The 11286-nt window shown below is 61.5% G+C and carries 5 protein-coding genes and 2 pseudogenes; 5 read left to right on the forward strand and 2 right to left on the reverse strand.

Going from position 1 to position 11286, the window contains the following annotated elements:
- The first annotated feature begins 129 nt into the window (after nt 1-129).
- The 4 genes from FV223_RS02465 to FV223_RS02480 are packed head-to-tail and all read left to right on the forward strand — an operon-like array spanning nt 130 to nt 5766.
- The gene (locus FV223_RS02465; protein WP_147725311.1) at nt 130-849 is read left to right on the forward strand and encodes a hypothetical protein; all 720 of its coding nucleotides are present in this window, start codon (nt 130-132) and stop codon (nt 847-849) included.
- Nucleotides 846-2720, forward strand: coding sequence for a glycosyltransferase (locus FV223_RS02470; protein ID WP_147725312.1), 1875 nt, complete (start codon nt 846-848; stop codon nt 2718-2720). Before FV223_RS02465 ends, FV223_RS02470 begins: the two co-directional genes overlap by 4 nt.
- Complete coding sequence (locus tag FV223_RS02475; RefSeq protein ID WP_246689581.1) at nt 2717-4894, forward strand: glycosyltransferase; 2178 nt, start codon at nt 2717-2719, stop codon at nt 4892-4894. The genes FV223_RS02470 and FV223_RS02475 overlap by 4 nt, the downstream gene beginning before the upstream one ends.
- Nucleotides 4891-5766 carry a hypothetical protein gene (locus tag FV223_RS02480; RefSeq protein WP_147725313.1) on the forward strand — a complete coding sequence of 292 codons (876 nt, stop codon included), beginning with the start codon at nt 4891-4893 and terminating at the stop codon, nt 5764-5766. The genes FV223_RS02475 and FV223_RS02480 overlap by 4 nt, the downstream gene beginning before the upstream one ends.
- 637 nt (nt 5767-6403) lie before the next feature.
- Here the strand turns inward: FV223_RS02480 and FV223_RS31450 are convergent.
- Together FV223_RS31450 and FV223_RS02490 are read right to left on the reverse strand one after the other, a co-directional pair.
- Nucleotides 6404-7065, reverse strand: a pseudogene (locus tag FV223_RS31450) (IS481 family transposase); the annotation flags it as partial.
- Between the two features lie 873 nt (nt 7066-7938).
- A complete protein-coding gene (locus FV223_RS02490) occupies nt 7939-8895 on the reverse strand; it encodes a ferritin-like domain-containing protein (RefSeq protein WP_147725314.1) in 957 nt (318 codons plus the stop codon).
- A gap of 1714 nt (nt 8896-10609) precedes the next feature.
- Here FV223_RS02490 and FV223_RS02505 point away from each other — a divergent pair.
- Nucleotides 10610-11158: pseudogene (locus FV223_RS02505) on the forward strand (Y-family DNA polymerase); the annotation flags it as partial.
- Between the last annotated feature and the right edge of the window lie 128 nt (nt 11159-11286).

Here is an 11286-nt window from a genome sequence, read left to right on the forward strand (position 1 = left end):
TTCAACCGGGTTGCGCATGCACCGGCGCTCCCGTACCACGCTCGCCCTCGGGGGACGGACACAGCGCCGCGAGCGTTATGCGTTCGAACCGTGAATTGTAGCGATGCGATCGTTTCATGAAGGCAACGGATGACCGCGTCGTTCTACCGTGAAGGCGCGTCCACCCGGTGCGACGCCCGCATCTTCCGCTTCGGATCCGATTGGGTTCTCTGCAGCTTTCGCCTGCCGACCTCAATGCCGATTCCCCTCGCGGTGGTCGCGCCCGGCGACGTGACACTCGAGACCTGGGCGTTCGCCGGCATGACGGCGCGGGAGAAGCGGCCAACTGGCTTGCTGCTGCTGCGCACACGAGGCGACGCTGCGGGGACGGCACTTGCACGCGGGACACGGCTCGTCGTCGCCACGCATTTCCATCCCATCACCCTTGCGACCGGCCCGGCCGAGCCGGCGGGGACGCTGTCACCCGGCGACGCCGCCGTGATGGCCCGAGCCGTGCTCTCGTCGATGACGCCTCAGAACGCCACTGCCCTGGCCGACCCGATTACCCTGCTGGCGCCGGCTATTCGCGACGTTCCGGTGCCGAAGGACGGGCCGGAGGTCACGCTCGCCGACGATCCGCGAGCCTGCAGCGTCTCGGGCACGGAGGTGCCGAACTACGTCTTGTTCGATTCCGGGTCCGGACTCCGCTGCGCCCGCGTCGCGACGGCGCGCATGACGTTCTCGCCGGCGTCGCGGATGGATCTTGACCTTGATCCGTTTTGGGGACCAGAGGTTGGGCGACCCCGACGTGTCTTCTTGATCGCGAATGGCGGCTTCGCCGCGGCGCGACTGAGCGCAGCTGCCGGATGAGCGCCGAGACCCCGTCGTCCACTCTGACACCGATCGCCACGGTCCTCGTAGTTGCGCCGATGCCAGCCGTGCCAGCCAGCGCCGGCAACCGCAAACGGCTGGCGCTCACCTGTTCGGCGCTTCAACGCGCGGGCTTTGCCGTCGACTTCGCCTACTTCGCCCACGAGGATCAGGTCTACCGCCGCTTCGGCCAGCATCCGCCAACCGATCTCGCGGCGATGCAAGCGAGCTTCCAGCGTACATTCCTGATTGAAGCGAACGAGACGATCCCGCTGAAAACGCGCTCCCTAATTTTCGGGATCGACGAATGGGGCTCGGCAGCGCTCGACCGGTTCGTGGCGTGGTATGCGGCGGAACACCCCGACACCGTGGCGATCCTCGTCAACTACATGTTCCTGTCGCGCTGCCTCGATTACGCGCAGGACATGCTCAAGCTCATCGACACGCATGACCGCTTCGCCGACCGGCAGCTGCAGTACCGTCCGTTTCGGGCTGAACCAAACTTCTACTACACCGACCGCAAGAGCGAGGCGGCTGCGCTCGACCGCGCCGATGTGGTGCTAGCGATCCAATCGGAGGAGGCGGCTTACTTCGCCGGGTTGACCGACCGGCGGGTGCTGCTGCTGCCGCCGGTATTTCCGGTCCGCGCACCGTTCTCAGCGCCGCGCGTGATCGCACGGATCGGCTTCGTCGGGCACGGCAACGATCCCAACCTGTTCTCAATCAGCAAGTTCGCCCACGCATGGGCCGCGGGCTGGACACCGGACAAGCCGGAATTGCGGATCGCCGGCGAGATCTGCCACGCGCTGGGCGGCCTTGACCTGCCGGGGGTGATGCTGCTCGGCTACGTCGACGATCTCGAAAGGTTCTACGCCGAGACCGACGTGATCGTGGCGCCGATGCTGATGGGCAGCGGCCTGAAGATGAAAGTCGCCGAGGCCCTGTCCTACGGCGTGCCGGTGGTCGGCACCGCGATAGGCTTCGAGGGGTTCGGCGCCGAGGAGTTGGCGCATCGTTGCGCGGACGTCGCCGAGGTTAAAGCGGCGATCCTGGCGCTGCGTTCGGATCCCGCCGGTCTCTCAGCGTTGACGCAGGCTTGCGCTACACTGTTTGCGCGCTTCAACGCGATCTCGTTGCAGGCCGAGGCCGAACTCGCTGACGTGATCCACGCCGCAAGTCACAGGCGACCCGTTGCCGTCGCACCGCCCGCCGCAATCGTCGAATCGATGGAGCAGTCCTGGCCGATCGGTGTCCGCTCGGCGAATTCCGCGCTTCAGGACCATCCGGCCTTTGGCCGGCTATTGGCGACCGAGCGCCTGGGCGAGACGGCGGCACAAGCGATCAGGTACGCACCGGAGCGCCGCCGCTGGTTTGCCGGTTCCACGCCGGCACGGGAGACGACGGCATCGCTCGGTCTTGTCGTCGTGGCGATGTCGCCGGAATGGGTCCGCGAGAAACGCTTGCCTCGGGAGATCCGTGAGGCTGCCGCCCGTGCGTTCCGCGACGTCCAGCCCGATTGGGCGACCGCGGCGCGCTGCGTCGGCGCAAGCGCGAACGGGTTTGCCCTGGCGCTTGTCCTGCCGAGCCACCTTCTCACCGGTGTTCGTGCAGTTGCCGCGTTCTTACTCGAGCCCGATGGGGGCCGCGCGCATGAGCTTACGCTCGACGGGATCGCACCGCTCAGCTTGTCGCCCGGCTTCGCCTTCGAGGCGCCGCGCCGGGAGCTGACACCGGTTCCTGCGGTCGTCAGCGTGTCGGGCATCGGACTGGCTCCAATCGCCCCGAACGGGACGGTGCTGTTCCTCACAGACGACCTGATCGGCCGGATCGCGATCGCATCCGCGCATGCGGGCGGGACAATCCAGCCATGAGCGACATGCCCAAGACCGATCTGCTCGAGAGCACCGCCGGCAAGGGTGGCGGCGTCGAGGAAGGTAGCGCCGAAAGCGACGTGTCCAAGGGTGACGCAGCTAAGAGCGAAACCATCCTGGTTGAGTCTTTCGACGCCGTCGATGCCGACGTCGGGCGCCGGGTGGTGATCGCTGAAGCGCGCCTGATCTGGGACGCCCTTTTTCTCAACGACGTGCGGATCGCTTTTCGGCCGGAAGAAGCACCGCTCATTTCGATCGTCATTGTTTCGTTGAACGCCCGCCATATCCTCGCGCTCACCCTGTGGCGCCTCGCGGCGCAGCAGGGGCTTGCAGGCGTGCCGTTCGAGGTGATCGTCGTCGACAACGCGTCGATGCCCGAAACCGGTGCCCTGTTCGACCGGATTGACGGAGCGACGCTCATCCGAAACGCGGCGAATGCCGGGTTCGGGCCGGCCTGCAACGACGGCGCGGCACGCGCACGCGGCCGTCTCATCCTGTTTCTCAACCCCGACGTCGACCTAATGCCCGGCGCAATTCGGGCTATGGCGCAGACTTTCACCAATCTCGACCATGTTGGGATTGTCGGGTCGCGCCTCGTGTTCCCCGGCGGCATCCTGCAGGAGGCGGGCGCTAACTTCCAAGAGGATGCGCAGATCACCTACCCCTATCTTCGTGGGGTACCCGACCCGTTCGCACCGGAAGCCGGCTTCACCCGCGATGTCGGATACGTCTCCGGCGCCGTGTTGATGATCGAGCAGGCGCTGTTCCAGACGCTCGGTGGCTTTGACGACGCCTACGCACCGGCCTATTTCGAGGATACTGACCTCTGCGTGCGATGCCATCAGGCCGGGCGGCGCGTGATCTACCAGGCCCGTGCCATCGCGGTGCATTTTGAGAACGCCACCAGCGCCAAGCGCGCCGATGTGGAGATGCTCCTCGATCGCAACCGTGCACTGTTTCTGGAGCGGCACCGCGACTGGCTCTTCCACCAGGGCCCGTCGCAATCAGGGCTTGCCGCCCGGGACCACGACCCGTGGGTGTTACGCGTCCTGTTCATCGACGACACCGTGCCGCATCTCGATATGGGCGCCGGCTATCCGCGCGCAAACCACATCGTTAATACGATGGCCAAACTCGGCTACGGGGTGACGCTCTATCCGATCTACCGGGCAGATGCCGAGCAGGCTCAGCGCTGCCGCGACATCGATCAGCGGGTAGAGATCCTCGCCTCGGACGGCCGCGATGGCCTCGCGCGGTTGATCGGCGAGCGACCGGGCTATTTCGATGTTCTCTGGGTCAGCCGACCGCACAACATCGCCCTCGTGATGCAGCTTCTTTTTGATGTCAGATCAAGCCCGCGCGCCTTCGTCAAATCCCGAGTCGTCTTCGATTCCGAAGCCCTGTTCGCGTCCCGCTCCTTCGTCGGAGCCGTGATGGAGCAGGGTTTGGGCACCGCGGCCGATCTTGCGAAGGCTGCCATTTCCGAGACGCAGTATTACGCGAATGCTGATCAGGTTGTCTGCGTTTCCGAGGCGGAGTCGCGGCTGTTGGCGAGCTACGCCCGCGTCAATGCAACGGTCCTCGGTCACGCCATGGCGTTGCCGGAGACCTCTGGCCCACGCTTCGCCGATCGGGCTGGGTTCCTGTTCATCGGCGCGTTGGAGCAGGACGGGCTGCCAAATGTCGATTCGCTAGATTGGTTTTTCGATGCGGTTTGGCCTCGCCTGCGGGCGCGAATGCCCGGCACGACGCTGCGGATCGTCGGCACTATCGCGCCCGCGATTTGCGCCCGCTACACGAGGCCTGGTGTCATGGTGATGGGCCGGGTGCCCGAGGCGGGACCGTTCTTCGATGCAGCCCGCGTCTGCCTCGCTCCGACACGCTTTGCCGCCGGCATCCCGCACAAGGTACACGACGCGGTACGGCACGGACTTCCATGCTTCATCACGCCGATCCTGGCCGCGCAGATCGGCTGGGAGGAAGGCGTCGGCTTCGAGAGTTGCGACTGGCTAGATCCGGAAGCCTTCGCTGAGGGGCTCGTGCGCCTCCACGAGAACGCCGACCTCTGGCGACGCGTACAGTCCGCGGGACTAGCACGCATCCGCTCGGAATGCGCGCCGGAGGCCTACCGCGAACATCTGCGCCGGATCTGCGAGGCCTCGACTTTCGCATGACCGAGCCGCGCACGACCGATTGCCTCATGATCGACACTGCCGCACCGCGCCTCGGCCGAAGGCTCACCGGCGTTTTGCGCCGCATCATTCTAGGCCGGGTGCCGAAGTTGTTCGACACCGCTTATTACCTGCGCAGCCATCCTGATGCGGCAGCCTCCGCCCTCGATCCCTACCTGCATTACAGCCTGATTGGTGGGCGCCGGGGTTACGACCCGAACGCGGACTTCGACACTGCATTCTATCGGCTTCAGACGAGAGCCTGGCAAAATCCCCTGCGGCACTACCTCAAGGTCGGTGCTGCGAAAGGTCTCGATCCGCATCCGCATTTTAGCACGTTCAGCTATCTTGGACGCTATCCAGACGTGGTGGGCAGAAAGGTCAACCCGCTACTGCACTATCGTGAAAACGGCCGGCCGGAACTTCGCATCGCCGATCATTCGAAACGCTTGCCGCGGACGATCCCCCCGCTGTTCGGAGTTCCGACAGCCCATCATTGGGAGATGCCAAAAAGCGGGCAAGCGCACCTCAAGCTGACGCTGCTTCGAACGGCGCCCGACCATCCGGCAGCGGAGCCGATCAAGCGGCTGAGACTTTCGCTCGGTTTGGATTTCGGAGTGGTTGATCAATTCATTGACATAATGGCACGGGCTCCGACCGGCTTTCAGGATGTTATGCAGTTCAATTTGAATGCTGATCCTTCGCGTGGCGCCAACGTGCCGAGCTTGGTGCTGGCGCTCGATCATTGCTATCTTTATCCCATCGCAAACGATGGGACGCGGATTATTCGCTACGCCGAAGCTAACCTTTGGGACATCCGACCGATCAAGCCGCGTGTCGTGGTGACACTTCCGAATGGCACGATCAAGATTTGAGCCGGCGTAGGCTTCGCCTGTCTGAGAACGCTTTACGGTGCGCACAAGTGCGGGGCAGACAATGCTCGCACCTGCCGAACGCTGTAGGCGGCATAGCTCGGATGTCGGCCCAATGCACGCAGTGACCGATCAAAGAGCGTCGCTGCTATGCGGACGTATTCCCCCTTTCCTACGATGCAGGCCACCCTTACTGCCAAGCCCTGCTCTTAGCGTGACGACGCATGCGGTCGAGGAACTTGACGGAGGCTCGACAGATTCGCGCGGGCGGTGTCGAACAGCAGGTGGATCGGCGCGGGCGGCTAAGCTCGGCGAACCATGCCTCGCAGTTGGCCTCATAGAGCGTAAAGCCATTCAAGGTCTTTAGGCAGCGTACCGAAGTTGTAAATACTGACAAAGTCGGCCAAGTGAGCGCAGAGCGGCACTTTGCTGTCGTAGTTATAACGCTTGACCGTCGCGTCCTTGATCGTGCGGTTAATCTGCCAGACCTGTCCATTGATCCAGAGGTGCCAAGGTTCGTCTAAGCGATCGTCGATATTGTTGTGGGACAGGCGGGCTCAAAGCTGTGAACTCGGAATGTCTCGCCGGCTGCAATCGCCTCCCTGATGATGGAAGCAGCCGAAGCAACGTTGCCGGGCGTGGTAAACTGGGTGCCATTGGCGGTGAGCACCACGCGCACCTTGTCGGGCATGGCCTCAATGAGATGGTGAAGAAAGGTCGCCTGCGACCCGCCGCGTGGCCTTCTCATGGAGTTCGACGAAGGCGAACATGGTCGTGCGGTCGATGGCCACGAGCAGGTAGAGCCGTCCTTCGGCCGTGCGGACTTCAGCCAAATCGATTTGGAAGTAGCCGAGCGGGTTGGCCATGAAGCGCAACCGCTTGGGCTTGTCGCCCTCGACCTCCGGCAATCGACTACTGCCGTGGTGCTATAGGCAACGATGCAGCGACGAGCGGGTCAGCTGCGGGATCGTCGCCTGGAGCACGCTGAGGCAGTCATCGAGCTGCAGGTGCGTGTGATGGCGAAAGGCGACAACGACCGCCTCGTCCTCTGGCGACATCACCGTCGAACGCGGAATCCCCAATCCCGTGCGCTGGTCGGCAACCGAGGACCGCTGCCTCCACTTGGCAACCGTCTTCGGATTGATCCGGTAGCGCTTCGAGTGTGCCCTCAGGCTCGCTTGACTATACTGGATCGCCTGAGGGACCGTTTCTGTCGTTGTTGGCGCTGCCGTGAAGAGCCTGGCTCTGAGTTGCGCCCCCCCACTCCGATGCGAAGACTGAGCCGTCACACCCTATGATCATACAGCTAGGATGATAAGAACCGAGATATATCTGTTCAGCATCGCCATGTCATCCCAGCGAACACAATGCAAAGACGGTATCTAAGTTTTTCCGCTACACTAGACATCGAAGCAAGCATACATGTATCAAACGTTGAATTTATAATCTATGCTTTGTGCTTTTGCTCGGTCATGCGCAAGAAGTCTTCGGCGAGAGCAGCAATTTTACTGCGGACACTTTGATCCATATCGGTCTGCTGCCTACCAACTATGCCAACATCTTTCAAGCTGGCTTTCAGATTTCCATTGTGTGTCGTCAAGCGCAAATGAATGTTCCCTAAGCGTCCACGTTTGACGACCAACGACGGGAGAGTTGGATCAGAAGATGAGGCCATTCTTAGATATGCATCGAACCTATTGCCAAGTTCCCGACGCTCGACGCCTTGGTCGGGGCGTCTTGAGTCCCTCCTCAGATTGGATGTCCAGGCGGAGCGTCCGTCCGACTGGTCCACCGAGCCAGAAGTTACGAAGCCTTGGTCGCTGCATCCGCGACGAACCCGAGTTCGCAGGCCTCTTTAGTTCGAGATCCTGCACTAGCTCGCCAGCGCTCGCTCGGATACGACCGGTGCTATCGTCGTAGGTGCAGGGAAACCGTCCAACATAGCAGAGACCAGCAATCAGCGATCCCACGACTGACAGCTTTCCTTTCTTCAAAGACAGCCTGCGCATGGATATGTCTGTAGGACAGCGGAACACCAGTTTAAAGCCGCCGTGTGAACTGCGCAAGACGACTTAATAAACGACCACGCGATCTTCAATTGCGTGGTCGTACTCATGGTTTGTTGAGTTCTTAACTCTCTATTTTTTGCTTTGTCGTTGCAGCCAATGCTGGAAATTACCGCAGTCGACCGCGGAGACCTTGCGGGAAGAAGCCGCCTGGGCTTTGCGTAGTGTTTAAATAGGCGATGTTCAATACTTGACCAAACGTTCGTCCGAAAGCGAGGCTGTTGCGATCGGCTGGAACAAGATTGGCATCGTTCTGAGAGAAGCCTGGTGTCGCCGACTGATCGCCACTGATGCCCTGGTCGAGATCGGTGTTACCGTCGAGGGCATCGCGCGCGTTCGAAATCGCATTTGCTTGAGTGATCAGGCCACGGGAATAGAGGAGGGTACGGATAGCGCCCGCCTGGTATCCCTCGGTACCAAGGAAGCCGGAGGCCGTCATAAGAACGCCTTTGTCCTTAATGAATGGAGCACCGCCGATTAGGGCTGTGACGCAAACGTCCTCGAGCAGGAAGGCCCCCAGGAGGAACGTGTCATCGCTGGCATAAACGTCGAAACGGTCGTTCGGTCCGACGAGCCCGGCCGAGCGAGCCGCGAAGGTGAATGCGAAATCGAGATCGAGTTGCGGCCGGCCAATTCGGCTCGCATCCGGTAGCGCGGCGCGAAGTGTCCGAACATGGGCTTCTTCATCGGCCCCCAGTTCGAAAGCGAATTTGCGGATGAAAGGATCCGCGAACGGCACCTGCTTGCCGCCGTTGACAGTTCCCACGCCCCCAACGCCGTCGATATCGCCAGCCTTGAGGCCTGTGCCATTGACAGCGCGCAGATAATACTCAGCACCCAGATACTCGAAATTGAGTGCGAACTGAACAATGTCGATATCGGTGATGTCTGCGGGCGCGCCTTGCGCCATAGCAGCATCTGGACCAGCAGCTCCGAGTATGGCCGCTCCTACGGTGCCGAGGCCGAGTGCCTGGATGAAGGCTCTCCGGCAGGTCCCCAGATCGGCTTTGTTCAGGACAACTTCTTCGACTCCGGTCTGTGATCCGGGCTGAACATTCTCGCTCATGGTCCGCTTCCACCCTGTTAACAGTTCCCCGAACGGGAGACTACGGTGGGCGAGCTAGGCGTCCTTAACCTATGATATATTTTTAGTAAAGACGGAAGCTTCTGCTTGGATGTATCTAAATTAACACATTATTAATCGAACTCAGGGGTAGCAGCGGATCAGCTGCGCTGGATTTAAACGATAACGCCGACAAAGGTAAAATCTTTTTCAAACAAGGTTCATGCATGTATCAGCCGCCCATGGTCAGAGTATAATCAGTCGGCCCTTGCCCTATTAGCATACTGGCAGTGCTATCACAGGATAAATTAAGACATCCATTCAATTTTGCGTTCATGCGGCACTGGGAAAAAGCTTCATGTAGCGAAATTTGCGACTGCGTTCCAGGCCGCCTCCTCCTAACAAGCTTTCCGAACAGGTCGGCACAGACATAGCCGCTTGCTGCAGCAAAATCGAACAGGCCTCGGCGTTCGAGGCCGCAGAACTCGTATCCCGCCCGGCCATAGTCAACGCTGATGACGGGACGATACTGCGCAAAAAGGACTGTTGACCTTGAGGGCGCACCGATCTCGGATCTTTCGATATCTGTAGCTATCCAAGGGCCACAGAGCTCTCAGTCTGATTGATCACTACGAAGCGAGGACCATCGACATCCAGGTCACGCTGTTCCCAGACCGACAAGGCAGCGTTGGGAGCTTTGACGATCGCGCTCCTGGAGCCACTACCGATCTGTGGGCGGATCGCCTGAACCATCTGCGTGACGATTGTTTGCTCATTACGAGGATGAGCCAGACTCTTCGCCTGTATACAAAATGCTGCGGATACGTTCTAGCAATCGCATGGGCCGTGCGGTCGGGATCCGGCGCGTCGGTCATTTTGGATAGCCCTTCGCTCTCAAATGCGCGGCTACTGCCTCGCGGATTACCTGAGGTCGCGATGGTTTCGGCTCTGGGTGTTCCGCGATCCAGGCATCGAGCGGAGCTAGCTGCTCATCGTGGAAGCGTACCCCGATGAGCATACCCTTGCCCGTCGTTTTCGGGCGCCCCCGTTTATTTGTGATGTTTCGAAATATAGCTATCATGGCTGAGTGTTAACACAGATTGGGACGGCCGGAAGGTTCGAGCTACAACTGAGCTTGTTGCCTTGCATCATAGGAGCCTGAGCATCATACGCTTGTGCGGATCACCGCCCAGGATAGCTCGGATCTCAGAGCCATTCCGAGACTCGTCCGTGCCCTCCGTTTGAATGCGGCTTAACCAGCCCACGGGATCCTTCGTGTCAGCGTCCCCTACTGCGAAACTTGTCGTAGGGGCGCCGAGTAGGTGAAGCATGACGGAGTCCGATCGTACTCGAATCGACCTCGCGACCGCTAAGCCGGACACCCTCGACGATATATCGGAGGGGGAGTTTGTGAAGCGATGGAAGGCTCTCGTTGGCGAGCCCCCGGCCGTCATGCTCAGTAGCCGCGCCGACATGGTGAAGGTGTTGGTGGAAAGCGTGCCACCCGCGACGACCGCTGATGCTCCCGCACTTTTTCGTCATCGGACGGTAGTAGAGGAGCAGGTGCCGTCAGGCGCTATCTGCCATGTACTTTTTTGGTTGCTTCCTCAGCCGTGCCGCGCCTGCCGACTGGCCAGCACGTCGGTGAACGGCGTCGAGAGTACGTGCCGGCCCGACGCTTCGTAGATCTCCACCGTCCAGGTCGACCAATCGCGCCGCGCGATACCGTGACTTCTCCCCCATGGTGGGGATCTACTCCATCGACGAGAGCTTCCTCGACCTCTCGGACGTGCGGGCCGATCGCCGCGTCGCGCTGGCCCGCGACCTCCGCGCCACGGTGCGCGCCTGGACCGGCATCCCGACCTGCGTCGGCATTGGCCCGACGAAGACGCTGGCCAAGCTCGCCAACCACATCACCAAGCGCATCGTGCCACTCGACGGTGTCTGCGACCTCACCGATCCGGCCGAGTACGACCACTGGTTCTGCCGCATCCCCGCCGGTGAGGTCTGGGGCATCGGCCGCGCCTCGCTCGCCAAGCTCGAAGCCGTGGGCGTCGACAGCGTGGCCGATCTCGCCGACTTCGACCCCCGCCCGGTGCGCAAGGCCCTGACGGTGGTGGGCGAGCGCATCATCCACGAGCTGCGCGGTCTGTCCTGCCTGCCGCTCAGCGCGCTGCCGGCCCACCGCAAGGGCTGCGCGGTGACCCGCTCGTTCTCGACCCGGATCGAGGACCGCGCCACGCTGCAGCAGGCGGTCTTGGCGCACGTGTAAAGGGCGGACCAATTCCAGGCCGCTGTGGCGGAGTAAAACCAGGCCAATGGCGGCCGCAGCTTGAACGATGAAGGGGCCCGATCGGGCCCCTTCATCGTTTATCGCCGACCATGAGGCTCAAG

The sequence above is a fragment of the Methylobacterium sp. WL116 genome (genome assembly GCF_008039455.1).
Taxonomy (GTDB): domain Bacteria; phylum Pseudomonadota; class Alphaproteobacteria; order Rhizobiales; family Beijerinckiaceae; genus Methylobacterium.

What these genes read in the sequence shown, in the direction of transcription:
- FV223_RS02465 (WP_147725311.1), top strand. Translation starts at nt 130, where the DNA reads ATGACCGCGTCGTTCTACCGTGAAGGCGCGTCCACCCGGTGCGACGCC.
- FV223_RS02470 (WP_147725312.1), top strand. Translation starts at nt 846, where the DNA reads ATGAGCGCCGAGACCCCGTCGTCCACTCTGACACCGATCGCCACGGTC.
- FV223_RS02475 (WP_246689581.1), top strand. Translation starts at nt 2,717, where the DNA reads ATGAGCGACATGCCCAAGACCGATCTGCTCGAGAGCACCGCCGGCAAG.
- FV223_RS02480 (WP_147725313.1), top strand. Translation starts at nt 4,891, where the DNA reads ATGACCGAGCCGCGCACGACCGATTGCCTCATGATCGACACTGCCGCA.
- FV223_RS02490 (WP_147725314.1), bottom strand. Translation starts at nt 8,895, where the DNA reads ATGAGCGAGAATGTTCAGCCCGGATCACAGACCGGAGTCGAAGAAGTT.